Annotated in this window: 19 protein-coding genes; 6 read left to right on the forward strand and 13 right to left on the reverse strand. The window is 67.2% G+C overall.

Annotated elements, in window-relative coordinates; translation table 11 throughout:
* The first annotated feature begins 78 nt into the window (after positions 1 to 78).
* Entirely contained in the window at positions 79 to 1,545 is a 1,467-nt protein-coding gene (locus NG698_RS04845; RefSeq protein ID WP_252608404.1) for an FAD-dependent oxidoreductase, read from the forward strand.
* A 102-nt stretch (positions 1,546 to 1,647) separates the two neighbouring features.
* Here NG698_RS04845 and NG698_RS04850 read toward each other — a convergent pair whose 3' ends face one another.
* Positions 1,648 to 2,475, reverse strand: a complete 828-nt coding sequence (locus NG698_RS04850; protein WP_252608406.1) for a DUF1206 domain-containing protein — start codon at positions 2,473 to 2,475, stop codon at positions 1,648 to 1,650.
* 223 nt (positions 2,476 to 2,698) lie between these two features.
* On the opposite strand from NG698_RS04850, the gene NG698_RS04855 reads away from it, so the two are divergent.
* Positions 2,699 to 3,235, forward strand: a complete 537-nt coding sequence (locus NG698_RS04855; protein ID WP_252608407.1) for a hypothetical protein — start codon at positions 2,699 to 2,701, stop codon at positions 3,233 to 3,235.
* 179 nt (positions 3,236 to 3,414) lie between these two features.
* On the opposite strand, the gene NG698_RS04860 is transcribed toward NG698_RS04855, so the two are convergent.
* From NG698_RS04860 to NG698_RS04870, 3 genes are all read right to left on the reverse strand, one after another.
* On the reverse strand, positions 3,415 to 4,584 hold the full coding sequence (locus NG698_RS04860) for an AI-2E family transporter (protein WP_252608409.1): 1,170 nt from the start codon (positions 4,582 to 4,584) through the stop codon (positions 3,415 to 3,417).
* A gap of 208 nt (positions 4,585 to 4,792) precedes the next feature.
* On the reverse strand, positions 4,793 to 5,473 hold the full coding sequence (locus NG698_RS04865; protein ID WP_252608411.1) for a FadR/GntR family transcriptional regulator: 681 nt from the start codon (positions 5,471 to 5,473) through the stop codon (positions 4,793 to 4,795).
* A gap of 9 nt (positions 5,474 to 5,482) precedes the next feature.
* Complete coding sequence (locus NG698_RS04870) at positions 5,483 to 6,703, reverse strand: MFS transporter (RefSeq protein WP_252598518.1); 1,221 nt, start codon at positions 6,701 to 6,703, stop codon at positions 5,483 to 5,485.
* A gap of 166 nt (positions 6,704 to 6,869) precedes the next feature.
* Here NG698_RS04870 and NG698_RS04875 point away from each other — a divergent pair, with 166 nt between their 5' ends.
* Positions 6,870 to 8,504 carry a CYTH and CHAD domain-containing protein gene (locus NG698_RS04875; protein ID WP_252608413.1) on the forward strand — a complete coding sequence of 545 codons (1,635 nt, stop codon included), beginning with the start codon at positions 6,870 to 6,872 and terminating at the stop codon, positions 8,502 to 8,504.
* Positions 8,505 to 8,514: 10 nt separating this feature from the next.
* On the opposite strand, the gene NG698_RS04880 is transcribed toward NG698_RS04875, so the two are convergent.
* A complete protein-coding gene (locus tag NG698_RS04880) occupies positions 8,515 to 9,951 on the reverse strand; it encodes a PucR family transcriptional regulator (protein ID WP_252608415.1) in 1,437 nt (478 codons plus the stop codon).
* Between the two features lie 156 nt (positions 9,952 to 10,107).
* Here NG698_RS04880 and NG698_RS04885 point away from each other — a divergent pair, with 156 nt between their 5' ends.
* Both NG698_RS04885 and gabT read left to right on the forward strand, forming a co-directional pair.
* Entirely contained in the window at positions 10,108 to 11,538 is a 1,431-nt protein-coding gene (locus tag NG698_RS04885; RefSeq protein WP_252608417.1) for a gamma-aminobutyraldehyde dehydrogenase, read from the forward strand.
* A 59-nt stretch (positions 11,539 to 11,597) separates the two neighbouring features.
* The gene (gene gabT / locus NG698_RS04890; protein ID WP_252608421.1) at positions 11,598 to 12,968 is read left to right on the forward strand and encodes a 4-aminobutyrate--2-oxoglutarate transaminase; all 1,371 of its coding nucleotides are present in this window, start codon (positions 11,598 to 11,600) and stop codon (positions 12,966 to 12,968) included.
* A 43-nt stretch (positions 12,969 to 13,011) separates the two neighbouring features.
* On the opposite strand, the gene rarD is transcribed toward gabT, so the two are convergent.
* A complete protein-coding gene (gene rarD, locus NG698_RS04895; RefSeq protein ID WP_252608423.1) occupies positions 13,012 to 13,956 on the reverse strand; it encodes an EamA family transporter RarD in 945 nt (314 codons plus the stop codon).
* 135 nt (positions 13,957 to 14,091) lie between these two features.
* Between rarD and NG698_RS04900 the strand changes: the two genes are divergently transcribed.
* Positions 14,092 to 15,090: a DNA topoisomerase IB gene (locus tag NG698_RS04900; protein ID WP_252608425.1), complete on the forward strand. Its 999-nt coding sequence runs from the start codon at positions 14,092 to 14,094 to the stop codon at positions 15,088 to 15,090.
* A gap of 35 nt (positions 15,091 to 15,125) precedes the next feature.
* Here NG698_RS04900 and NG698_RS04905 read toward each other — a convergent pair whose 3' ends face one another.
* From NG698_RS04905 to NG698_RS04935, 7 genes are read right to left on the reverse strand one after another with little or no spacing between them, the layout of a single operon-like run.
* The gene (locus tag NG698_RS04905) at positions 15,126 to 15,860 is read right to left on the reverse strand and encodes a class F sortase (RefSeq protein WP_252598511.1); all 735 of its coding nucleotides are present in this window, start codon (positions 15,858 to 15,860) and stop codon (positions 15,126 to 15,128) included.
* Positions 15,861 to 16,724, reverse strand: a complete 864-nt coding sequence (locus NG698_RS04910; protein ID WP_083510445.1) for a phosphate ABC transporter ATP-binding protein — start codon at positions 16,722 to 16,724, stop codon at positions 15,861 to 15,863. It abuts the gene before it with no gap.
* A gap of 26 nt (positions 16,725 to 16,750) precedes the next feature.
* Complete coding sequence (locus NG698_RS04915) at positions 16,751 to 17,719, reverse strand: sortase (protein WP_252598510.1); 969 nt, start codon at positions 17,717 to 17,719, stop codon at positions 16,751 to 16,753.
* The gene (locus NG698_RS04920; protein ID WP_252608427.1) at positions 17,716 to 19,404 is read right to left on the reverse strand and encodes a substrate-binding domain-containing protein; all 1,689 of its coding nucleotides are present in this window, start codon (positions 19,402 to 19,404) and stop codon (positions 17,716 to 17,718) included. The genes NG698_RS04915 and NG698_RS04920 overlap by 4 nt, the downstream gene beginning before the upstream one ends.
* Positions 19,401 to 20,681 carry a PstA family ABC transporter permease gene (locus NG698_RS04925; RefSeq protein ID WP_252608429.1) on the reverse strand — a complete coding sequence of 427 codons (1,281 nt, stop codon included), beginning with the start codon at positions 20,679 to 20,681 and terminating at the stop codon, positions 19,401 to 19,403. Before NG698_RS04925 ends, NG698_RS04920 begins: the two co-directional genes overlap by 4 nt.
* A gap of 2 nt (positions 20,682 to 20,683) precedes the next feature.
* The gene (pstC, locus tag NG698_RS04930) at positions 20,684 to 21,703 is read right to left on the reverse strand and encodes a phosphate ABC transporter permease subunit PstC (protein WP_252608431.1); all 1,020 of its coding nucleotides are present in this window, start codon (positions 21,701 to 21,703) and stop codon (positions 20,684 to 20,686) included.
* Positions 21,700 to 24,402 (reverse strand): hypothetical protein, encoded by a 2,703-nt coding sequence (locus NG698_RS04935; protein ID WP_252608433.1) that lies wholly within the window; start codon positions 24,400 to 24,402, stop codon positions 21,700 to 21,702. The genes pstC and NG698_RS04935 overlap by 4 nt, the downstream gene beginning before the upstream one ends.
* Positions 24,403 to 24,715 lie beyond the last annotated feature (313 nt).

The following is a 24,715-nucleotide window of genomic DNA, read 5'->3' on the forward strand; positions in this document are numbered from 1 at the left end:
GCTAACTGTCGTTATGAGCCCTCAAAACGACAGTTAGTGCTACCTAGTTGGGCCGGTACGAACAAAAGGAACACAGCCGTGTCATCAAGCACCTCCGTAGGATCTGCCGAGCGTCCGCTGCGCGTTGCCGTTGTGGGCTCCGGCCCGGCCGGCGTCTACGCCGCGGACATCCTCACCAAGAGCGAAGCCGTCAAGAGCGGCGAGCTCACCGTGAGCATCGACCTCTTTGACCGCTACCCGGCACCCTACGGTCTGATCCGCTACGGAGTGGCCCCGGACCACCCGCGCATCAAGGGCATCGTCAACGCCCTGCACAAGGTCCTGGACCGCGGCGACATCCGCTTCTTCGGCAACGTGGATTACGGCACGGACATCTCCATCGAGGACCTCCGCACGCACTACGACGCCGTCATCTTCGCCACCGGCGCCATCAAGGACGCGGACCTGAACATCCCGGGCATCGAGCTGGACGGCTCCTACGGCGGAGCGGACTTCGTCTCCTGGTACGACGGCCACCCCGACGTCGCCCGCGAATGGCCGCTGGACGCCAAGGAAATCGCCGTGATCGGCAACGGCAACGTGGCCCTGGACGTGGCCCGTGTCCTGTCCAAGCACGCCGACGACCTGCTGGTCTCCGAAATCCCGGACAACGTTTACGCAGGCCTGAAGAACTCGCCCGTCACGGACGTGCACGTCTTCGGCCGCCGTGGCCCGGCCCAGGTCAAGTTCACGCCGCTGGAGCTCCGCGAACTGAGCCACTCCAAGGACGTGGACATCATCCTTTACGCCGAGGACTTCGAGTTCGACGAGGAATCGGACCGCCAGATCCAGAGCAACAACCAGACCAAAACCATGGTGGGCACCCTCACCAACTGGATCGCCGAGCAGCCCGAGGACCTTTCCGAGCTGACCGCCTCCCGCCGCCTGCACCTGCACTTCCTGCACAGCCCGGTGGAAATTTACGACGACGCCGTGGCGCCGGGCAAGGTTGCCGGCATGAAGTTCGAGCGCACCGAGCTGGACGGCACGGGCAACGCCCGCGGCACCGGCGAGTTCGTGGACTACCCGGTCCAGGCCGTCTACCGCTCGATCGGCTACTTCGGTTCGGCGCTCCCGGAGATCGAATTCGACCACAAGAAGGGCGTGGTACCGAACGACGGCGGCCGCGTCCTGGATGCCGCCGGCACCCACGTGCCGGGCATCTACGCCACCGGCTGGATCAAGCGCGGACCGGTAGGCCTGATCGGCCACACCAAGGGCGACGCACTCGAGACCGTGACGTACCTGATGGAAGACCGCGAAAACCTGCCGGTCGCCGCTGTTCCCGAGGCGGACGCCGTCGTCGAACTCCTCGACGCCCGCGGGGTGAAGTTCACCAGCTGGGAAGGCTGGCTCGCGCTGGACGCGCACGAGCTCGCCCTTGGTGCCGCGGCCACGGAGGCCGGCGGTTCGCACGGTGTTGAGGTCAAGCGTGAGCGCATCAAGGTGGTGCCGCGCGAGGACATGGTTGCCATCTCCCGCGACGGCGTGGCCGCGAACGTCTAGTCCGAGCCAGCACCCGCACAACAGCGCGAACAGGCAGCTAATGACCGCAAACCGCAAATTTGAGGTCATTAGCTGCCGGTTCGCGCTTTTTCGTCCGGGGCCCTACATCCTGCCAAAACGGGCCCGGACCAGCGCGAACAGGCCGTAGCAGATAAAGCCCGCCCCGATGGCGACGAGCAGGTGCGGGCCGAACGGATGGTCGCGGAGTGCCTTCAGGCTGCCGTCCAGACCGGTTGATTCCTCGGGACTCTGCTTCCCGGCGGCGATCACAAACAACAGCCCGGCCAGGTTCAGCGCGATTCCCTTAGCCACGTGGCCCGTTACGCCCAAGGTATCAATCAGCCTGCCGCGGCGGGTGCCCTCGAACCGGAAGAGCTCGTCCTTGAACCCGCGCCGGACACCCTTGACCACAAAGTAGACGCCGACGCCCATCGTGGTCAGGCCCACCGCCACCAGCACAGGCAGCCCGAACGGCGCATCCAGGAGGGCGGTGCTGAAATCCCGGGTGGTGTCTCCCGAGTCTCCGCGAATTCCCACGGCGAACCCCGCAAAGCTGAGCCCCACGCTGCCATAGGCAATGGTCAGGCATCCTGACGAGATCAGTTTTCCCCAGCGCTTCGCACTGGGCAGGTGCCGGGCACGCAGGGTGGCTTCACTCAGTTGCCACAACGCCAGGCCGGTGCACGCCACCACACACGACCACAGCACGGCCGGTCCCCACGGGTTGGCGCCCAGCTGCTCGATGGCACCGGTGGCTTCCGCCTGCCCCGGCTGACCGAAGGCCAGGGCGATGGCAATGACGCCAACAATGATGTGGAGCAGGGCCATCACGGCAAAACCCGAGCGCGCCACAACGTCCAGCGCCTTGGTGTCGGACGCCTCCTCGACGGCGTCTGCCGCCTCGCTGATGCTGGATTCCCCGTCTGCCATTGTTGCCGTTCGTCGGTCTTTAGGCGTGCAGTGTGCCGGCTCCGGGCCAGGTCATGTGCGTCTGTCTACTGCGAAGATATTACGCGCAACCATGGTGGAAGTCGGGGTTTCGTAACAGTGGTAAGTGTGCTTATCATAGCTTGTCAATGACCTTACGGGGCACAGCCAGTACAGACCGCACCAGCGGCATTTCGGAACCAGTTCGACGTTAGGAAACCACATCATGGCAGGAAATCTTGTTGCCCGGTCCGTTCACGATCTGAGCGCTGCGGCATGGTTCGGCGGCGCGCTGATGGGAGCCATTGGTCTGAACGGGGCGACGGCGGAGGCCAAGGATCCGACGGAACGTACCCGTCTTTCCAGCGCGGGCTGGATGAAGTGGGCTCCGATCCAGACTGCGGCTTTCGCCGCGCACCTGGTGGCTGACCTCGCCATCGCGTGGGAAAACAAGGGACGCATCGCGAAGCAGGACGGTGTGGCCCGCGATACCGCGATCAAGACGGCGGTCACGGTTGCCGGTGCCGCCGTGACACTCTACGCCGGCATCCTTGGCAAGAAGGTAGAAAGGCTCGCGGACGAGGGAGCGCGGGGCGCCACCGAGCCGAATCCCGGTGCGTCCGAGGAACTGCAGTCGGCTCAGCAGCAGCTCAAGGTGCTGCAGTGGGCCGTCCCGGCCTTCGCTGCCGCGGTGATTGTCCTGGGTGCCAAGCACGGCGAGATGCAGCGGCCCAAGAACGTGTTCCAGGGCCTCCGCCCCTAAGCGGTAGCGGCAGTACTAAGACGCGGTGACGCCCGACGGCGGTTCGGCACCCAGGTGCCGGACCGTCGTCGGGCGCTGTGCTTGCGACGCGCAAAGCGGCTGGCGATGCGCAGAAGAGCTGGCGCGCCCGATATTTCCAGCGCGCCAGGGAATAGGCGCCTCGATTTTGAAGAGCCGGCTCAGACCGGCTGGCTGTTGGGCGGCGGGAGGTCCGGATTCATGTCCTCAAGGTTCGGATCCTCAGCGGTCCACACCTGAATGACAGCCCAGATGACGGCCGCCATGGGGACAGACAGGACCGCGCCGATGATGCCCGCCAGGATGGTGCCGGCAGTCAGGGCCATCAGGATCACCAGTGCGTGAAGCTGGAGCGACTTGCCCATCACGATCGGCTGCAGCAGGTCACCCTCCAACTGGTTCACGGCGATCACCACGGCCACCACGATCAGCGCCACCACCGGACCGTTGGCCACGAGGGCCACCAGGGCCGCGAGGATGCCGGCAACCGTGGCTCCCACCAGCGGGATGAAAGCGGTCATGAAGATGATGATGGCCAGCGGGAACGCCAGTGGAACCTGCAGGATCACGAGTGCCGCGCCGATGGCCACGGCATCCACCAGGGCCACGATGGCGGTGCCGCGGACGTAGCCGCCCAGGACTTCGAGCGTGCGGCTGCCCACCCGGCGGAGTTTTGCTTCCCGCTGCCCGCTGAAGGGTCGCAGGAAGAAGTTCCAGATTTTGGCGCCGTCCTTGAGGAAGAAGAACAGGATGACCACCATCAGTGCGCTTCCGGCCAGGAACTCTGTCACCACGGACAGTCCGGTGATGGCACCCGAGCGGACCTGGCTGCTGGTGGCAAACTGGATGATCCCCTCCCGTGCCTGGTTCAGCTGCTCCCGGTCGATCGGAATTGGACCGGTGAGCAGGAACTGCTCCAGCTCGTCCAGTCCCGAGGAGGCCTGCTGCGCCAGCTCGGCCCACTGGCTCCGGACGGAGAAGTAGATGACCGTCCCAACGCCGGCCAGCAGGAGCAGGAGCGCCACAAACGCCAGTCCCGTGGCCGCGGCGCCCGGCAGACCGCGGCGGCGGAGCACGTTGACGAACGGGCCGATGGCCGCGGCAAGGATCAGGGCGATCAGGACCGGAATGACCAGAAGCTTGATCTGCATCAGGGCGTACACAGAGACCACGGCCACTGCCAGGATCAGCAGGACCTGGGCCGAACGGATACCCACTCTTCCCAGCCCGTCGGCCCACAGCGCGCCGGGCGGCTTCCGCTCCCGAGGCTTCGCCGGTGTCACTTCGCTCGGGGTTTCTTCGTTCGGGGCCTGGTGGGTTGCTCGTGACATGGAAACTCCTGGTCATCGGCGGGCACCCGGGATGCGGGAGGCACCCGGGGCGTAACTTCCTGCGTCAGGTAGTAAGCCTACTGATGGGGCTGGCCCGCGGAGAAACCACACCTTCGCGCGCCCCTGAAAGTAGGTAGCAGTAAGTGTCGTTATGAGCGCTCATAACGACACTTAGTGCTACCTAGTTGGGCCACCACGCAGGACGGGATTACGCCCGCAGCCACTCCGCGCAGGTGTTCAGGTTCTGGTTGACGCTGGCCACTGCGGCGTCGGCATCGTGGGCCTCGATCGCGTCCACCAGGGCGCCATGGCCCTCGTGCGTAAGACCGTCAAGCCGGCCCTTGCGTTGCTGCTTGAGCAGGTCCTGGTGGAACACGTCACCGAAACTGACGTAGAGCTCGTGCAGCAGCGGGTTCCCAGAGGCCCGGGCAACGCGCGCATGGAAGTCCCAGTCCGCCCGGGCCCAACCCTCGAAGTCTGCGGCGTTCCAGGCGACTTCCCGGGTGGCGAGCACGGCACGCAGTGCGGCGACGTCGTCGGCCGTTGCATTCCGGGCGGCAAGACGCGCCGCCTGGGTATCCAGGCCCAGCCTGACCTCGAGGATGTGTTCGTCCGTGTGGTCCTGGTACATGCGCCGGGCGGCGCCGGACATCTCGCTGGTGGCGCGGACGTAGGTGCCGTCGCCGCGGCGGACCTCCAGCATCCCGCTGTGGGCCAGGGCCTTGATGGCTTCGCGCAACGTGCCGCGCGAGACGCCCAGGCGCTGCATCAGTTCCGGTTCAGAGGGGATGCGCTGGTCCAAGGGCCACTCGCCGGAGTGGATCATCTGCCGGAGTTTGGCGGTGACCTCGTCGGCGAGAGGCTGGCGGTGTGAGGTGCTCAGGGTCATGGCGTCCTACTACTTCAGGCCGGACAAGGGGGCACGCGAGATCAGGTGGGCCACCACCACTTGGACCACGGCGAGGCCCAGCAGCAGTGCCAGTGGCAGGGTCCAGCCTCCGGTAGCGCTGAACAGCAGACCCGCACCGAAGGGGCCGGCAGTCGCCAGCAAGTAGCCGGTGGACTGCGCCAGCGTGGACAAGGCCGTGGTCTCGGCAGTGCTTGTCCCGCTCCGGCTGATCATCACCATCACCAGGGGGAAAATTCCCAGGCCGAAGCCCAGCAGGACCGCGGGAATGACGGCCAGGCCCACCGGCAGGAACAGCAGCGAGGCCATGCCGGCCACCATCATGAGGCTGACCAGATACAGCGCGGGGCGGAGCATCCGGGGCCGGGAGCCGATGGCGATCACCAACATGCCGGCCGGCACAGAGACCAGCTGCATGAGCCCGTACATCAGGCCGCTGTCCGCCGCGTTGAGCCCCATGCTGATCAGGATGGAAGGGAACCAGCTGATGAGCGCGTACGCGAGCAGCGACTGGAGAGCGAAGATGGCCGTGAGCAGCTGGCCCTTCGGGGTGCGGAGCAGTGGCCACGGGGAGATGCGGACAGCCGTGCTCCGGACGCTGTTGCGGTGCGCATGCAGAACGACGGGCAGGAAGCCCAGGAAGGCAGCCACCGCCAGGAACCCGATTACGCCCACCGCGGCGGACGGCGAGCCGAGCGCCAGGGCCAGCGGGACCACGGCGACCGCGGTGACAGTGGCGCCGGTGGTCATAGTGACGGTGTACAGCGCGGTCATCGCCGAGGTCCGGTGGGCAAAATGCTCGCGAATGAACGACGGCATGGCCACATTGCACACCGCCAGGCCGGACATCCCCACCACGGTGCCCGCCACCAGCATGCCCGTTGCCGGGATCCCGCGGAGCAGCAGCCCGCCGGCCAGGAAACCAAGCGCCAGCAGGATTGCCTTCTCGACGCCGAGCCGTCCGGTCAGCCATGACGTCGCCGCCCCGGCCACCGCAAAACAGAGCGTGGGGATGGACGGGATGATCGCCGCCACCAGCGGCCCGTAGCCCAGGACCTGCTGAAAATCATGGAGGAGGGCAGAAGCACCCGCGATCCCCGCCCGCAGGTTCAGCCCAATCAGCACCAGCGCGATGACTCCGAAGACGACGGCGGAGCGCGGCTTGGGCGGCGCTTCGGACAGCGTCGGGGCATCGGAGGGGGCAACAGTCATGTCTTAACGTTAGACGTTAGACGTTTGATGTCTAGAATTCTGTGGTGAACCTCTCCCCGTCGTTAACGTTGGGGCAATAGACTCGGGCCACGAGAGTTCAGTCCCGGGCTCGTAAGAACTCGTCCAGCTGGATCTGGCGCCCATCAACGTGGAAGGACGGCCGGGCATGGCTTTGCAGGCAGTTGAGGTCGAAAAGAAGTACGACGTCGGTCATGACGCTGAGGTGCCTTCGCTCGCGGAGATCCCCGGGGTAGTCAGGGTGGGGGAGCCTCACGTGGACACCTTGGAAGCGGTGTACTTCGACACAGCAAGTCACACGCTCGCCTCCCGCGATATCACCCTTCGCCGCCGCACGGGAGGAGTCGACGCCGGCTGGCACCTGAAGCTGACCGTGGAGGGCCCCCGGTCCGGTGACGGGTCCGGCGGCTCCGGCTCGGAACCCCAGCGGCGCCGCGAGCTGCACGCCCCGCTGGGCCAGCCCGGCGTCGTTCCTGACAGCCTTTTGGCGCACGTGCTGGCCTACCTCCGCGGCGAGGACGCCGCCCCGGTGGTCCGGCTGAAAACCCAGCGGACCACCTATGCGTTATATGGCGCGGACGGTGTCCACCTGGCGGACCTGGCGGATGACCGCGTGAGCGCAGAGCTGCTCGGCGCTGCGGGCGGCGCGGGCGCCGCGGTGGGGGACGGCGCGGGCGCCGCGGTTGGGGACGCGGCAGCGCCCGAGGGGGAGGCCCGGACGCGGCAGTGGCGTGAATGGGAGCTCGAGCTGGTGCACGGGAGTCCGGAACTGTTCCCGGCCGCTGAGGAAATCCTGGCGGCCGCCGGGGCGCTCCCGGCCAAGCACGGCTCTAAGCTGGCAAAAGTCCTGGCACTGCCTGCCAGGGAGTCCGGTGCCGCTGCCGGCCCAAAAAGTCCTGGTATAAAGGGGCCCGTGTCGGACCTCCTGACCGCCTACCTGGCTGAGCAGATCAGCGAGATCCTGGCGCACGATCCCGGCATCCGCCTGGAGGAACCCGAGGCTGTGCACGACCTTCGGTCGGCCACCCGCCGGGCCCGTTCGGCGCTGCAAGCCTACCGGCGGTTCTACAATGCCCTGGCTGTGCGGCACCTCGGTGCCGAGCTCAAATGGCTTGGCCGCGTGCTGGGCGTGCCGCGGGACGCTGAAGTCATGCTGGACCGCCTGCGCGCGCATACGGCGGAGCTGCCCCCGGTACTGGCCTCGGCGGTGAAGGACCGGCTGGAGGATGACCTCGGAGCGAGCCGGGACGCAGCCCACCGGAAACTCCAGATGGCGATGGTTTCCGCGCGCTATTTCCAACTGCTGGACGGCCTCGAGGCCTTCCTTGACAACCCGCCGGTCCGCCCGGGCGCCGCAGCCCCGGCCCGCAAGGCGGCGGTCAAGCTGGTGGCCAAGGCAGCCAAAAGGCTGGAGCGCGCAGCCAGGACAGCCAGGCGAACACACAGGGGAGCCGAGCACGAGACGGCGCTGCACCAGGTGCGCAAGGACGCCAAGCGGCTGCGGCACGTGGCGGAATCCGTGGAGCCGGTCCACGGCAAGCACGCCACGAAAATCGCCAAGGCCGCGCGCCGCCAGCAGCAGATTCTCGGCGATTTCCACGACAGCGTGGTGGCCCGGGACCTGCTGGCCAAGCTGGCGGCGGCGCCGGACCTGCCCGAGGCCGTCGCGTCAGCCTACGTCACGCTCCATACCCGGCAGGTGCAGCTCGCGGCCGAGGCCGAAGCTGAGTACCGGAAGGAACAAAAGAAGTCCCGGAAGTTCCTCCGGGGGACGGTCATTTAGGGCAGCTGGCCTACCTGGCCTGCCGCGCTCCGAGCCGCGACACGGCGAGCGCCAACCACAGCTGCACACGGTCCGCCGTGACCGAAGGATCGTAGCCGGTCAGCTCGGTGATCTGCGCCAGCCGGTACCGTACGGTGTTCCGGTGCAGGGTCAGGGCTTCGGCGACGGCGGCCACGGAACCGTTCTTGCTCAGGTAACTTTCCAGGGTGGTCACGAGTTCCGCGCCGTGGGCGGCGTCGAAGGCTCGCAGCGGGTTCAGTGACTCGTGGGCCATGTCGGCCAGGGGAACGTCTTCGCTGGCCAGCAGCAGGGAGGTCAGGCTCAGCCGTTCCGGCTCGTTCACCGGCAGGCCGTGGCTGGCCGCGTCGCGGGCCTCGAAGTAGCTCCAGCGCAGGCCGTTCGGCTTGGTGTACGCGCCGCCGATGCCGATCGTCGCGTGGATCCCAGCCTCAGCCAGGTGGTCGCTGAGTCTCCGGGCCAGCGCAGGTGCCGCGCCGCCGTCGTCGTTAATCACCACCACCAGATCCTTCCCGACGACGGCGGCCACCGCGTTCTCCAGCGGCTGCGGTACGGAGGTGCTCACCAGTGCCTTGTGATGGGCGGCGGACACCGCCAGCAGCACCACGTTCTTGCGCGTGCTGTTCAGGCCCACACCGGCCAGGCGCCGCTGGGCCTCGCTGGTCTCCAGGGAGCCGTGGATGACGTCCTCCAGCACCTGGCCACACAGTGCGCGCTGGGCCTGGCGCTGCTTGACCATGTTGTTCAGCTCCACGCTGATCAGGTTCTGGGCGTAGCCGATAATGCCGGAATCCTCGAACGGCTGGCGAACCCACAGCGTGCAGGCATCGCGGCGGCCGGTGGGGATGGGGTAGGAGGCCCACGTGTCAGCGAAGGGGAGCTCGGTGCTGCTGTTGTACAGGTGGGCGGTGAACTGGGTGAGGGCAATCTCTGTCCTCAGCATGCCGCCCAGGTGCTTGAGGAGCTGGGTGAGGCCGCCGCCGGTGAGGAGGGCGCGTGCCAGGATCTGGTGGCCCGCGATCAGGCGCTCCAGCTTGGCGACATGATCAGCGGCCTGCGCTTCCGCCACCAGCTTGCCGATGGCAATGAACGGAGTCTCGTAAGGCACCTGGACGATCGGCAGCCCCCAGCGGTTGGCCTCGGCAGTCAGGGCCGGCGGGACGGCGTCGTGCGTCAGCCCTGTCCCGAACCCGATGCCCACGGCTCCGGCGCGCTGGACCTGCCGGACGAAGCGCCGCTGCTCGGGCGCGGACCGCAGGCGCATGCCGGTGGTGAGCACCAGTTCGCCGCCGCTGAGGAAACGCTGCGGGTCCTCCAGCTCCGTGACGGCAACCCAGTTGATGTCCTCGTGCCAGGTGGTCTCGGCAAGGCCTGCATTGGACAGGTGGAGGGAGTGCACGCCGAGCAGGGTGGCGAGGGAAATGGCCATGGCTCAAGGATAGACGGACGCTGGTCAACCGCACTAAACATTGCGGCCAAGGGTGTGCAGGTGGCTATTCCCCGGGGGAAGGTGCTGGCATAGGCTCAAGGCAGTCGCAACCATCCGCTTCGCAGCTGATGTTCCCTATGAAAGAGGTTGTACACCGTGGTTCAAACCTTGCAGAACTTCATCAACGGTGAGTTCGTCACGCCCGCGGGCACTGACCTGCTGGACATCGTCAATCCCACCAACGGCGAGGTAGTGGCGCAGTCGCCCGTGTCCATCCAGGCTGACGTCGATGCCGCCATGACCGCGGCCAAGGACGCCTTCAAGTCCTGGAAGCACGTCACCCCCGGACAGCGCCAGCTTATGCTGCTCAAACTCGCCGACGCCGTTGAAGCCAACAGCGACGAACTTGTCGAAGCCCAGCACCGCAACACCGGGCAGGTCCGCTCCCTGATTGCCTCCGAGGAAATTGCAGCCGGCGCCGACCAGCTCCGCTTCTTCGCCGGTGCCGCGCGCATCCTGGAAGGCAAGTCCGCGGGCGAATACTTCGAAGGCCACACCTCCTACGTGCGCCGCGAACCCATCGGTGTGGTGGCCCAGGTTGCGCCGTGGAACTACCCGTTCCTGATGGCCATCTGGAAGATCGGCCCTGCGCTCGCGGCCGGCAACACCGTAGTCCTCAAGCCCTCCGACACCACCCCCGAATCCACCCTGGTGCTGGCCCGCCTGGCCGGCGACATCCTGCCTGCCGGCGTGCTGAACGTGGTGCTGGGAACCGGCGAAACCGGCGCCATGATGGTGGAACACCGGGTCCCCGGCCTGGTCTCCATCACGGGCTCGGTCCGCGCCGGCATCGCCGTGGCCTCCGGAGCCGCGAAGGGCCTTAAGCGCGCCCACCTGGAGCTCGGCGGCAAGGCCCCGGCCATCGTGTTCAAGGACGCCGACATCAAGAAGAGCGCCGCGGCCATCGCCGAGTTCGCGTTCTTCAACGCCGGCCAGGACTGCACCGCCATCACCCGCGTGCTGGTGGAGGATTCGGTCCACGACGACGTAGTGGCGGCCATGGTGGAGCACACCAAGACCCTGCACACCGGCTCGCAGAACGACGAAGAGAACTACTTCGGCCCGCTGAACAACGTGAACCACTTCAACGCCGTCACCTCCGTGGTGGAGCACCTCCCGGAAAACTGCAAGGTTGTCACGGGCGGGCACCGCGCCGGGGATAAGGGCTTCTTCTTCGAACCCACCATCGTCACCGGCGCCAAGCAGACGGACGACATCGTCCAGCAGGAAACCTTCGGCCCGGTCATCACGGTGCAGAAGTTCTCCTCCGAGGCGGAGGCACTCGAGCTGGCGAACGACGTCGAATACGCCCTCGCGTCCAGCGTCTGGACATCCGACCACGGCACGGCGATGCGGATGAGCCGCGACCTGGACTTCGGCGCGGTCTGGATCAACACGCACATCCTCCTGACGGCCGAAATGCCGCACGGCGGCTTCAAGCAGTCCGGTTACGGCAAGGACCTCTCCATGTACGGCGTGGAGGACTACACGCGCATCAAGCACGTCATGAGCGCACTCGACGCCTAGCAACTCTCCCGGTGGTCGAGCTTGCCGAGACCCCGCCCCGCAGAAAGAAGAAGACCCCCATGAGCACCACAGCAAGTGAAATCACCTTCCGCCTGGAGCAGAAGCGCCGTGTCCAGGCCGACTTCCCGGGCCCCAAGTCCATCGCCCTGACCGAGCGCCGCAAGGCAGTGGTCGCCGCGGGCGTCGCGTCCGCCGTTCCCGTTTACGTGGCAGACGCCGACGGCGGCATCATCCACGACGTCGACGGCAACTCCTTCATCGACCTCGGCTCGGGCATCGCGGTGACCAGCGTCGGCGCGTCCGATCCCGCCGTCGTCGGGGCCGTGAAGGAAGCCGTGGAGCACTTCACGCACACCTGCTTTATGGTCACCCCGTACGAAAGCTACGTGGCACTCGCGGAACAGCTCAACCGCCTGACCCCGGGCGACCACGAGAAGCGGACCGTGCTGTTCAACTCCGGCGCCGAGGCAGTGGAAAACGCCGTCAAGGTGGCCCGCCTCGCCACCGGGCGTGACGCCGTCGTCGCCTTTGACCACGCCTACCACGGCCGCACCAACCTGACCATGGCGCTGACCGCGAAGGCCATGCCGTACAAGACCAACTTCGGCCCGTTCGCGCCCGAGGTCTACCGCATGCCCATGAGCTACCCGTACCGCGAGGAGAACCCCTCGATCACCGGTGCCGAGGCCGCCAAGCGCGCCATCACCATGATCGAGAAGCAGATCGGCGGCGACCAGGTGGCCGCGATCATCATCGAACCCATCCAGGGCGAGGGCGGCTTCATTGTCCCGGCCGAAGGCTTCCTGCCGGCACTGGCCGCGTGGGCCAAGGCCAACGGCGTGGTGTTCATCGCCGACGAGGTCCAGTCAGGTTTCTGCCGCACCGGCGAGTGGTTCGCGGTGGACCACGAGGGCGTTGTCCCGGACATCATCACCATGGCCAAGGGCATCGCGGGCGGCATGCCGCTGTCCGCGATCACCGGCCGCGCGGACCTGCTCGATGCCGTCCACCCGGGCGGCCTGGGCGGCACCTACGGCGGCAACCCTGTTGCGTGCGCCGCCGCGCTGGCCGCGATCGGGTCCATGGAGGAATACAACCTCGCCGGACGTGCGCGTCACATCGAGCAGCTCGCCACGGAACGCCTGCAGGAACTGCAGGCCGAACTGGCCGGCGCCGGGAAGTCCGTGATCGGCGACATCCGCGGCCGCGGCGCGATGCTGGCCGTGGAACTGGTCCAGGCCGGCTCCACGGAACCCAACCCCGAGCTGACCAAGGCCGTGGCCGCTGCCTGCCTCAAGGAGGGTGTCATCATCCTCACCTGCGGCACGTACGGCAACGTCATCCGCCTGCTGCCCCCGCTGGTCATCACCGACGACCTGTTGAACGACGGCTTGGACGTCCTGGCTGCGGCCATCAAGGCCAACGCCTAGGACCCCGCCCCACAGAGTTAGCGCCCCCTCGCAACGGCGCGAACTATGAGGCGCGGGCCCGCTTCCTTGCCCTTGAGTTCTTGCCTGCCATCCGCAGCATATCGACGGTCAGCACCAGCAGGGCCAGCCACACAACACCGAAGCCGATCCAGCGGCTGGCCGTCATGGCCTCCTGGAACACCACCAGCGCCACGATGAACTGCAGGAGCGGGGCGACGTACTGCAGCAGCCCGATGGTGGTCATGGGCAGCCGGCGGGCCGAGGCGCCGAAGAACAGCAGCGGCACCGCGGTGATCACGCCGGAGGCCACCAGGAGCCAGAAGTGCCCGGGGCCCTGGCTGGCCAGGGTGGCCGAGCCGCTGACGCCAAGGAACACCATGGTGGCCGCCGCGATGGGGGCCAGCACAATGGTTTCCACGCTGAGGCTGGTCACCGCGTCCACCTTCGGGCCAACGCGCTTCTTCACAAACCCGTACAGGCCAAAGCTGACGGCCAGCGTCAGGGCGATCCAGGGCAGTTTGCCGTAGCTCACCGTGAGCACGCCCACCGCTACAAAACCGATTCCGACGGCGGCCCACTGGAGGGGGCGCAGCTTCTCCTTCAGGACGAACACACCCAGGAGGACCGAGACCAGGGGATTGATGAAGTAGCCCAGGGCGGCTTCGACGGCCTGGCCGGTGGTCACGCCGTAGGTATAGGTCAGCCAGTTCACGGCAATGAGTGCGGCCCCGATGGCGAGGGTGCCGAACACGGAACGGTCGCGGAAGGCTGCTGACAGCGCACGCCAGGACCGGGTGACCGTGATCAGGAGGATGCAGAAGAGCAGCGACCACACCACGCGGTTGGCCACGATCTCCACCGCACCGGCGGGCATCAGCGCAAAGAAGTACAGGGGGAGCAGCCCCCACAACCCGTACGCGCCGAAGCCGAACAGGACTCCCGCCGTCGTCTCCTTGTCTACAGCCTTGGGACCAGCTGGCGCGGTCACAGCGGTTTTGGGTAAAGAGGTGGTTTCAGGGGGAGTAGGCACCTAACCAATAACACCAGTTGATGGACGCGTATTCCAGTCAAAAGTCAGTACGCTTTCCTTCATGGAATCGATGACCCCGCTGGTTGCCGTCCTGTGAGGCTCCGCCGCAGCAACGCCAACGGCCGCGGCTACCGTCGCGTGCCCGCCGGGACGGGGTTCAGCTACCGGGACCTGGACGGCTCGACGCTGCCGCCGGGGCCGGTCCGGGACAGGCTGGAGGGCATCGGCATCCCGCCGGCCTGGACGGACGTGTGGATTGCGCCGTTCGACAACGGGCACATCCAGGCGACAGGCCTCGATGCGGTGGGCCGGCGGCAGTACATCTACCACCCCGCCTGGCGGGAGCGAAAAGACCGCGTGAAGTTCGACCGCGCCCTGCAACTGGCCGAGTCACTGCCCACTGCCCGCCGGCTGGTTACCCTGGACCTGCGCCGCGACGGCCCCAGCCGCGAACGCGTCCTGGCGGCGGCCTTCCGGATGCTGGACAGCGGGTCCCTGCGGGTGGGGTCGGAGCGCTACACCAACGAAAACGGCAGCCGCGGCCTGGCCACGCTCCTGTGTGGTCACGTCCACGTCCGCAAGGAGTGCCTGGAGCTGAAGTTCCCGGCCAAGAGTGGGAAGGACTGGGAGTCGGAAATCCACGACGCCGACCTGGCCGCCCTGGTGCGGACGCTCAAGCGCCGCGGTGGAAATGCCAGGCTGCTGGCGTTCAAGGAGGGCCGGACCTGGCGGCCGGTCACCAGCGCGGACATCAATGCCTACGTCAAGGAGCGGACGGGCCTGGACTTCACCGCCAAGGACTTCCGGACCCTGCGCGGGACGGTGGCCGCCGCCGTCAGCCTGGCACGCAGCGGCCCGCAACCGACCGTTACGGCGCGGAAGGGCGCCATCAGCGTGGCCATGCTGGAGGCTGCCGCGGTGCTGGGGAACACGCCGTCGATCGCCCGGAAAAGCTATGTTGATCCCCGGCTGCTGGACCACTTTGCCGCGGGGGAGACCATCGACCCCAAACGCCTGGACTCCGCCGAAGCCGAGCTGCGGGCGCTGCTGTACCGGGAAGGCGACGTGGTGCCGCTGCGCCAGGGCGGCTGAGGCCCGTCGTTGCTGCCGGTTGTTGTGGCCGCTGCTCAGCCCGTTTGCTCGGCATACACAACGTAGTTCTCGGTGGCGCCGGCGTCGTTCAGCTGGAAGCACGTCACCAGCACCAGCCGCCCGGGCACGGCAGCCCAGAGGTCGTCCCGCTGCCCGAGACTGGTCTTTGCATAGCCGGCCGCCCCCGTGACCGTGTATCTCGTGACGCCCTCCGGCGTGGTGACCAGCACCGCGTCGCCCGGCTGTGCCCGGCCCGTGCCGGCCTGGATGTCCATCAGACCGTTGAATGCCGAGTAGCCGAGGTTCCAGGAGTGGGCGGCCAGGTAAGTGGTGTTGGTGGCCCCGGCGCCGGCCGGTCCGTAGTCGCTGATCCAGTACGCGAATCCATTGGAGGGCGGGTTGACCCGGCGGTCGGCCGGGAGGGCCATCGGCAACACGGGAATGTCCATGCCGAGCCGCGGCACTTGCACCCGCACTGGCTGGCCCGGCCCCGCGGGAGTCCGGGCCAGTTCCCGGCCGGCCACCGCCTCAGCCTCTGCCGGCGTCTCCACCACCAGTGGGGCGACGCCGCCTGCCGCAGCGGCGGAGTCGGGCAGCTGCGGCGCAGATTCCGTGGCCTGCCCGGGGACTGCCAGCAGCGGCTGGGCCCCCGTCAGGAGCGGGATTCCGTACACCAGCACCACGGAAAGGCCCAGCCCGGTCAGGCCGACGGCGGCAAGGTTACGGAAGCGGCGGCGCCTGCGGGCCGCGGATGTGGGGGCCCGTCGCATTTACCCGAAGCGTCCGTTGACGTAATCGCTGGTGCGCTGGTCCTGCGGGTACTGGAACATGGCGTCAGTAGGGCCGTGCTCAACGATCGCCCCGGGCGCGTTGTGTGCCGCCAGGAAGAAGGCACACGTGTCCGAGATACGCGCGGCCTGCTGCATGTTGTGGGTGACGATGACAATCGTGACAAGTCCGCGCAGCGACGCGATGGTCTCCTCGACGCGGCGGGTGGACGTGGGGTCCAGCGCAGAGCATGGCTCGTCCATCAGTAGCACCCGCGGGGAAACCGCCAGGGAACGGGCGATGCACAGCCGCTGCTGCTGGCCGCCTGACAGTCCGCCGCCGGGCTGGTGCAGCCGGTCCTTGACCTCGTCCCACAGGGATGCCTTGCGGAGTGAATCCTCCACCAGGAAGTCCTTCTCCAGCCGGCTGGCCTTGATGCCCGCGAGCTTCAGGCCGGCGACGGTATTTTCGTAGATGGACATGGCGGGGAAGGGGTTGGCTTTCTGGAAGACCATGCCGATGTTGCGGCGCGCCAGGGTCACCCGTCGGCCCGGATCGTAGATGTCGGCCCCGTCAAGCAGGACCTGCCCCGCCAGCGACGCGGTTGGCACCATTTCGTGCATCCGGTTGAGGATCCGCAGAAACGTGGACTTGCCGCAGCCCGAAGGGCCAATCAGTGCCGTGACCTGTCCCGCTTCCATGGTCAGCGAGACGCGGTCCAGGACTTTGCGCTCGCCGAACCAGGCACTGACCGCCTTGGCGTCGAGCTCGGCCGCCTCGCTCCCGGCGAACGGATCCGGGAAGCCCTCGCCCTCGGGCGGATCGAACACGGCCAGTGCGTGGCCGGAGGATGATTGCGTGGTCATCAGGGTTCCTTCTGTGGAGATTTTCACTAAAGCAGGTTGGGCAGCAGGAGGCTGACCTGCGTACCGGTCAGGACTGACAGCGCGCCGAGCATCGGCAGGAAGACCAGCCAGGTCTCCCGTTGACCCCAGCGGTACCACGACCAGACGGCGGCCATGGCGGCCAGGATCAGGAGTTCCAGGCACACCAGGAGTCCCACCAGGTCCGAGGTGTCAGATCCCAGGGGCCGTTCGGCGGCTTCCAGTGATGCGGGATAGAGGACGGGTGCGGACTTCGGGAAAGCCTTGGACAGCAGCTTGGCGTCGACCCGCAGGACCCCGTCGGGAAGGAAGGCGGCGCCGGCTGCGGTGGTCAGGGTCAGGCGCCCTTCGTCACCGGTGGGTATAGACGGGCCGGGGTCGCCGGCGCGGCGATGGCCGGTCACCTCGAACTCGGCCACGCCCAGCCCGGTGGTCACGGTGAACCGCTCGCCGGGTGCGAGGCGGGTCAGCTGGCCAAATGCGCCACCGTAGGCGGCGGCCCTGCCCATCAGGACGCTGGTGCCGCTTTGCCCCGGCAGGGGAGTGTCCCGCCGGTGGCCGACGCCGTCCATCAGCTCCCGGGACGTGGTTCCCTCCACCACCGTTTCCTGGATGTCCAGGGCGGGAATCGAAAGCAGGGCCAGCGGTGTCCCCGGGGCCACCAATGCGCCCGTGTGGTCTGTCTGGCCGAGCGGTGCGGAGCCTTCCGCCAGGCCCGTCCGGAGCTCTTCAAACAGCCGGGTCTGCGTGGTGGCGTGCTGCACCTGCGAGATGATCACAATGTTGATGATCTGGCCGAAGAGGATCACCGAGACCATCGCCAGACCCAGCGAAATCGCCTTGTTCGTGTGCGACGGCGGGAGCCTGACGGGGGTGGCCCGGCGCCTGTTCCGTGCCGTACGGCGGAGCCACGCGAGCATGCCGCGGTGCAGGAACCGGGGGCCGGTCTGGCGCCGGCCGGTGAGTGTGGCGGTCATGCTTTGGTGCCGCGCTTACTCCCCGCACGCCTGGCCAGGGCGCTGGCGGTCAGTGGCGGGACGAGTACCAGCAGGCCCACGAGGCCGCCGATGATCAGCAGGAGGTTCTGCGGTTGTCCCCAGCCGCGGCTAGAGGCCAGCGTGGTGGTGACAGGCGTTAGTTGCCCGGCGACGCCGCTGGCGGCCCCGGCGGCAACGGCTGTACACGTGCCGCTGTCGGGGTCACAGGCCGCCGCTTCGCTGGCCGGATCGACGGCGGCCGCTCCGGCGTCGGCCAGGTCTGTAACGTCGGCGGCGCCGGCCGGAACTTCGGCTCCCGCTGCCGCCGGGGCCCCTGCCGGGCCCTGGTTGACGGCTGCGTCGGCACCGCGCCAGGGTACCTGGCAGGCAGCGTCGCAGGCCTTGTCGAACGGTGCACTCCGCACGAGTTGGTTGGCCGAAGGTGAGTCGCCCGGCTTGAACGTGGGGTTGTTGCAGGCGGGCGCCGAACCGCCGGACACGCTGTCGCGGGTCTGGTCCATCTTGCGGATGGTGTCCTGGTCCACGCCCGGTATCTTGCGGATCTGTTCCATCCCGGCCAGGACCAGGTTCATGGGCAGCGGCGAGTATCCGAGTTGGCCCATGGGGCGCTGGCCCTCGCACAGGGCGTAGTTCGCGAAGAAGCCCAGGGTGGCTCCCTGCGCCGGGTTCAGGGCATTGGTGGTCTGGGTCGGGACGATCATGTACGAGTATGCCGACATGGGATACGTGCGGGGGTCCTTGTAGCCGTACACCTTGGAGAGGTCCTGGGAAAGGTAGTTCGCTGACCCCTTGTCCTGGTTGATGCTCGCCTGCGTCAGCGCCACCGCCACTGCGTGCTCCGTCGGCAGCGTGTAGAAGCCGGCCGCGTTCTTGACCTGTGCCACCGGGAAGCCGATGCCCTGGGCGTAGGAGTACTCGTCGTAGTTGATGGTGAACTGGTTGTTCGCCGAGTACGTGGTGACACCCTGCGAGCCGTTCTGGGCCACGAAGTTCTTGAGACCCTGCGTGGGGTAGAAGGACGTGGCGTGCTGCGGGTCGCAGCCGGTGACGGCGCACAGCTTGGCGTAGTCGGCAGGGTACTGGCGCAGCAGCCAGAGCGTGAACTGGGCGGTGGCGCCGGAGCCGTCAGAGCGGACCACCACGTTGATGGTGGCGTCCGGCAGGGCAACGCCGGGGTTATCGGCGGTGATGATGGGATCGTTCCAGCGGGTGACCTGGCCGGTGAAGATCTTGGCGATGGCCGGTTGTGAGAGTTTGAGGCTGGTCATCCGTGAGCTGCCGGCTTTGAGGTTGTACATAAAGGCGGTACCGCCAGCCACGACGGGCAGCATGCCGTAGGCGAAGCCGGGCATGCTGTTGTCGCGCGGGTCGGCGGTGTCCCCGGTGTAGGGGATTTCCGAGACGGCGAACTGCTTCATCTGGTCGGCGAATTCCTTGCGCCCCGTGGAGGACCCCTTGTTCTCGTAGTCCACGGTCACGCCCTGGGCGCCGACCCGTGCGATCCAGTCCTGCAGCGCGTTGCCCGCCCAAGAGGATCCGGAGCCGCCGATGCGCAGGTAGTTGGCCGCCTGGGCCGGCGCCAGGCCGGCCAGCACCATACCAAGTGACAGCAGGATTCCCAGGACCGCCGGAACGGTCCGTCGCTTGGAAAGGGGGCGGATCATGGTTTCTCCTGCATGTTGTCGGAAGGTGCTGCGCCCAGGCTCGCCAGCAGTTGGGCGTGGTTGCGTTCAATGCGGGGCAGGTCGCGCCGGGACTTGGCGGCCGCGCGCCGTGCCTGGCCCTGTGTCTGCTTGCCGGCGTCCTGGCCGCCGATGATGCGGGCGATGATGAACAACACCAGGACCACGAACAGCAGGAAGGCCGCGGTGGCGAAGCCGCGCGCCACCACCTCCGGCACCGGGGAGCGGACGTAATCCAGGGCAGCCAGGGGAAGTGGTGTCTGTGGGCCGGAGAACGGATTGGCATTCATCACGCCGGTAAACCCGGAAGTCAGCAGGACAGGGGCGGTTTCTCCGATGCCGTGGGCGGTGGCCAGGATGACGCCGGTGGTCAGGCCGGAGCGGACTGTGGGCAGCACAATGTGCCACACCACCCGCCATTGGCCCGCGCCCAGGGCCAGGCCTGCCTCGCGCAGGTTCCCGGGCACAAGCCGGAGGACGACGTCGGCCGAGCGGATCATGATCGGCAGCATCAGGACGGTGATGGCCAGCGAAGCGGCAAAACCATTGGTCTGATGCGTGATCGCCATAACTACGGCCGCATAGATGAACAGGCCCGCCACAACGGACGGCAACGCCGTCATTGCTTCCACGACTGTGCGCACGATGCGGGCCAGGCGCCCGCCCACCTCGTTGAGGAATACCGCCGTCGTCATTCCCAGCGGAATGGTGATGGCCAGTGCGATGCCGATCTGTTCCAGCGTTCCCACCAGGGCATGCAGCACGCCGCCCTGGTCCAGGCCGGACAGGGGCCCGGCGCCGGTCATGTCTGTGGTGAAGAAGTTGAGGTGGAACAGCGCTTCCTGGCCGCGGGCGAACGTGAACATGACCACCAGGCCAAGGGTGCCGGCGACGGCGGCGCCCGCCGAGCTGAGCAGGACCGTCAGCAGTCCGTTGCGGACTGCCGGAGCCGGCTGCCGCAGGTGTATCAGTGCGGTGTACAGCAGCAGGAACCAAAGGTAGGAAACGATGAACAGCCAGCCCAGGGGGATCAGCCCGAGGGCCACGGTCAGCAGGAGGCCCATGGCCAACCCGCCGGCGGCCGCCCCGGCCAGCGACAGGATGTGGTTACGGCCAACGCCAAGCCGTACCCGGACTTCGTCCGGGGCACCTGGAGTGTTGGACAGTTGCGGAAGTTCAGTGGCCGGGCGGCGTGGCCCGGGATCGGTAGGCAGGTCGGTCACCTCGAAAGTGGTGGGTCCGTCGTCAGTGGTAGTCATGGTCAGCCCTCGCTTTCGGCGCCGGACCGGGACCTCGCCATAATGGCTGAGGCAGTGATGTTGACCAGCATGGTGATCACGAACAGCGTCAGTCCTGCGGCCATCAGCGCGCTCATCGCAGATTCGTTGGATTCGGAGTACTTCAGGGCAATCATGGCGGCGATCGAATTGGCGCCCTTTTCCAGTACATGGAAATTGATCGCATAGACCGGGCTGATGATCAGGTAGATGGCGATGGTTTCGCCGAGCGCCCGTCCCAGCCCGAGCATGGTGCCGCCGATGATGCCGCCGCGGCCGAAGGGCAGCACCACGGTGCGGATCATGCCCAGCCGCGTGGCGCCCAGGGCGTAGGCGCCCTCACGCTCACCCGTTGGTGCGCGCCGAAAGGACTCCGTCATGATGGAGGTCTGGATCGGGACGATCATCATGGCCACCACCAGTCCGGCGATGAAGGCGGAGGCCGTGAACGGCACGGTGTCCCGCAGCGGACTGCCCGGATCAACGCCGTCCACCTGCAGGAACGGTATCCAGCCGAACCACGTGGACAGCCACTTGCTGAAGTCCACTACGTTGGGCTGCAGCATGTAGGCGCCCCACAGGCCGAAGACCACCGACGGCACGGCGGCCAGGAGGTCAATCAGGCTGGTCAGCGCCTTCTGCATCCAGCCGGTGGCGACTTCGGTGATGAACAATGCTGTCCCCAGGGCCAGCGGCATGGCGACGGCCAAAGCAACCGTTGCGATCTGCACCGTGCCCCACAGAACAGCGGCGATGCCGAAGTCGTTGGTTTCCGGCGCCCAGTTCTGGGTGGTCAGGAATTTGCCCAGCCCCACGTCGCTGATGGCGCCGACGCCGTTGCCGGCCAGGAAGAGGCCCACCAGGACCATAATGGCCAGGACGATCCCGCCGCCGATCCGGGTGACGGTCCGGAACAGGTAGTCCTGTTGTTCCAGCTGCTGGTGCAGCGTGCGGGGAGTATCCTGCGCTTCATCGGCGCGGGAACGCGGCATTACCGTGCTCATCGACGCCGTCCCCGTGCCAGCAGCGGCGCGGCGGCAGCGCTTGCCAGTGCTGCCACGAGACCGATCGCCAGCGTGTACTGGGGCCAGGCGCTGCTGGTGGCCGCGGTCCGGCTGGGCACCGCAGCGGCGGCCGCAGGGGCAGCCGCAGGTGCTGCCGCCGGGACGACTTCTGCTGCGGCGGCGGCCGGTGCGGCCAGTGCCAGGACTGCCGGCACCACGTTTTCACCGGACACGGACTCCATCGGCATCAGGTCGGTGGTGGCGGCCGCGGCTTGTTGTGGCCCTTGGATTCCCTGCAGGGTCTGGATGCCGGCGGCGGCCAACTGCAGGAGCGCCGGTGTGAGTGGCGCGTAGCCAGGTGGCAGCATCCCGCTCCTGAAGCCGGTCTTCTGGCCTTCGGTGCTGATGTACGAGAAAAGCTGCGCGAACGTTGCGGCCTGGGTCTGGCTGACCGAGGCAAGGTTCACCACGCCGTAGATCGGCAGGGTCAGCGGATACGCGGTGGTGTAGTCCGGGACGCTGGCAGGCCGCATGGCGCCGGGGGTACCGGTGGGTTCGAACTGGCCGGCTGCTGCCTGCAGGCTGCTGGCGGTGGCGCCAATGCACTGCGAACCGCTGACGTTGCACAGCTGCGCGGTGGGCAGCTGGAACTTCGCTGCCGAGGCCGCGTCCGTAATGGACAGGACGCTGCGGCTGCCGTAGCCCTGACGCGCCACGGATTTGTACGCGGGCGGGCTGCAGTCGGCGCACCAGGACGTGGTGGATGCCGGCTGGGCGCGCACGGTGTTCTGGGCCGCCGCGGCCATGTCCTGGACGCGGGAATACTGGTCGCCTACGGTCAGGGCTGGCTCGGCGATGGAACCGTCGCCGGCCATAACGGCCTGCTTCTGCGCCCAGTAGACTTGCGGGTACGCGGCCCCTTCGGAGGGGTAGGACTGGCGGGCGTACGTGAACCCGTCAGGTGTCTTGGTCTCGGCGACCTTCCGGGCGGCCTGCTGGTCCAGTTCGGTGGCCTTTTCCTGGCACTCGCTGTAGGTCCGCGTCGAATAGAACGGGTTGATGGTCATGCCGGACGGATCCGGGCAACCGTTCAGGAAGGCCCGGGAATCCTTGTCGTTGAGCAGCCAGTCCCAGACAGCGGACGCGGCATCGGAGCGCAGGCCTTCCACCACGGGTGGGCTGAGGTTGCCGGAGGAACCCAGGCCCTTCGGGTTCAGGGCCCTGAACTCCGGATCATTCTGGATGGAATACGTCATCGGCTGGCCATAGGCCGTGGTGCCGGGCTTCGTGAAGGGGGCCTCAATGGCGGAAGCCGGGGCAGTGTGTTGCACGTAGCTCTGCGTGAGCAGCTTGGCCAGCAGCCTGGCATTGAGTTTCAGGTCACGCACCAGACCCGAGCTGCGTGCCTTGTCGGCCTCCCACTCTGCCTTGTCCTGATAACCGCAGTCGGCCAGCGTGAATTGCGTGAACGCTGCCGTGCAGGCATTGTCAATGGTCATGGCGACCACCACCCCGGCCAGCGCTGTCGGCACATAAAGGGCGTTGAGGTCACCGGCGGCGGGGCGGGTGATGAAAGCGAGGGTGTCGGGCTGCTGCAGCTGGGTGCGGGCCTGCAGGTCAGCCAGCGGTGAGAAGCCGAGCGTGAACTTCTTCGTGTCGCACACGGCGGGAATCCAGGACTTCATCGCCGTACTGAGGGCTTCGGAACCCACGCTGAGGGTAGCCGCCTGATCGGTGGGGCAAACTGCCGCGACGTCCTGGAAGTGGAGCGGGACCTGCAGGCGCATCGCCCACAGGCTGGGGGAGAGGGGTCCGGCCGGCAGAATGGCGTCCATCGCGGCTGTCCGCGGTACGGCTACCAGCCAGCATTTGGCCACGCTGGGTGCATCCGGGCGGTAGCCGCAGCCCATTCCGGAGGCTTCTGCGCCGCTCTGAACCTCGAAGGTGCGCGAGCCTGCGCCCTGTTCGGAGGACATAAAGCGGGAGAACTCGTTCGTGCTGGTCCGGCTGAAGAAGGGGTTGCGGTATTCGCTGAGGTTGAACCCGTCCGTGATCCGCGTTTCTTCACCGGTGACAGCCAGGAAGGGGGCAGGAAGGTGCATGGTGGGGGAGGCCGGATCCTGGGCTTCCCAGTCCCCGCCGCGGACCAGGGGATCGTTCAGCAGTGAACGCTGGTGGGCCGTGCTGGAAATATCGCCGTCAAGTCCGGTCGCGCCGAACTGGCAGGTGGAGGGGTCGGGCTCGGTGGCCGCGGGGTCAGGCTTGTTGTCCGTGCCCGGTTTGCCCCAGCACTGGAACACCTGCAGATAGGACGTGCTGGCACCATTGCTGCCGGTGGCGGGATCCGCGCCGGTGAAGCTGACGGCCACTGACTGGTTCTGCAGGTTCCTGGTCTGGGAGACGCTCACGGACAGGCCGCCCAGCCCGTTGCCCGGGCCGAAGGCACGGGTCGATGAATCGCGCAGCCGCTGATCGACGTCGTCGTACGTCTTCCCGGCAGTGTGCGGCAGCTGCTGCTGGTTTCCGCGGTGAACCGTGCTCTCGGGGGCATTGTCAGTGTTGTCCCACGTGACGGTCGCCGAGGTGTCGCTGACCATGGAGCCGCGCGGCCCCCAGTCGGTGCCCGGAAGGACCGGATCTGCCGAACTCGGCGGAAGCGAGACCAGCAGGAGGGCGCCCACAGCGGCCGCAGCGGCCAAAGGGGAAGCCCACCGCGCGCCGGGTTGCTGACGGGGCCTGGCGCCGGCCTGTCGGGTATTCCATGGAAGCGGCATGAATTCTTTCTTTTCATTATTCCGGGTCAGTCATCAAACCTGCGGGCCGATTGTTCAGACCTGTCAGTGGAAGGTCCAGCCGGTTGGCAGCGGAAGCTGCTGGACTATTATTTCGGTAAATCGTCCCGGGTCCGCTGTGCTTTGATAAAGAACGGATTTCCGGGAGGTGAACAAAAGTAATTGGCGTTGAAAGCGGAATTGCCCGGACCCCAGCGGGATCCGGGCAATTCCTGGTGAA

The sequence above is a fragment of the Pseudarthrobacter raffinosi genome, from assembly GCF_023913735.1.
In the GTDB taxonomy this organism is placed as follows: domain Bacteria; phylum Actinomycetota; class Actinomycetes; order Actinomycetales; family Micrococcaceae; genus Arthrobacter; species Arthrobacter raffinosi.

Bases quoted from the DNA above. Each gene is read 5' to 3' on its own strand.
- NG698_RS04850 (WP_252608406.1), bottom strand. From the start codon at position 2,475: ATGGCAGACGGGGAATCCAGCATCAGCGAGGCGGCAGACGCCGTCGAG.
- NG698_RS04855 (WP_252608407.1), top strand. From the start codon at position 2,699: ATGGCAGGAAATCTTGTTGCCCGGTCCGTTCACGATCTGAGCGCTGCG.
- NG698_RS04860 (WP_252608409.1), bottom strand. From the start codon at position 4,584: ATGTCACGAGCAACCCACCAGGCCCCGAACGAAGAAACCCCGAGCGAA.
- NG698_RS04865 (WP_252608411.1), bottom strand. From the start codon at position 5,473: ATGACCCTGAGCACCTCACACCGCCAGCCTCTCGCCGACGAGGTCACC.
- NG698_RS04870 (WP_252598518.1), bottom strand. From the start codon at position 6,703: ATGACTGTTGCCCCCTCCGATGCCCCGACGCTGTCCGAAGCGCCGCCC.
- NG698_RS04875 (WP_252608413.1), top strand. From the start codon at position 6,870: ATGGCTTTGCAGGCAGTTGAGGTCGAAAAGAAGTACGACGTCGGTCAT.
- NG698_RS04880 (WP_252608415.1), bottom strand. From the start codon at position 9,951: ATGGCCATTTCCCTCGCCACCCTGCTCGGCGTGCACTCCCTCCACCTG.
- gabT (WP_252608421.1), top strand. From the start codon at position 11,598: ATGAGCACCACAGCAAGTGAAATCACCTTCCGCCTGGAGCAGAAGCGC.
- NG698_RS04905 (WP_252598511.1), bottom strand. From the start codon at position 15,860: ATGCGACGGGCCCCCACATCCGCGGCCCGCAGGCGCCGCCGCTTCCGT.
- NG698_RS04910 (WP_083510445.1), bottom strand. From the start codon at position 16,724: ATGACCACGCAATCATCCTCCGGCCACGCACTGGCCGTGTTCGATCCG.
- NG698_RS04915 (WP_252598510.1), bottom strand. From the start codon at position 17,719: ATGACCGCCACACTCACCGGCCGGCGCCAGACCGGCCCCCGGTTCCTG.
- NG698_RS04920 (WP_252608427.1), bottom strand. From the start codon at position 19,404: ATGATCCGCCCCCTTTCCAAGCGACGGACCGTTCCGGCGGTCCTGGGA.
- NG698_RS04925 (WP_252608429.1), bottom strand. From the start codon at position 20,681: ATGACTACCACTGACGACGGACCCACCACTTTCGAGGTGACCGACCTG.
- pstC (WP_252608431.1), bottom strand. From the start codon at position 21,703: ATGAGCACGGTAATGCCGCGTTCCCGCGCCGATGAAGCGCAGGATACT.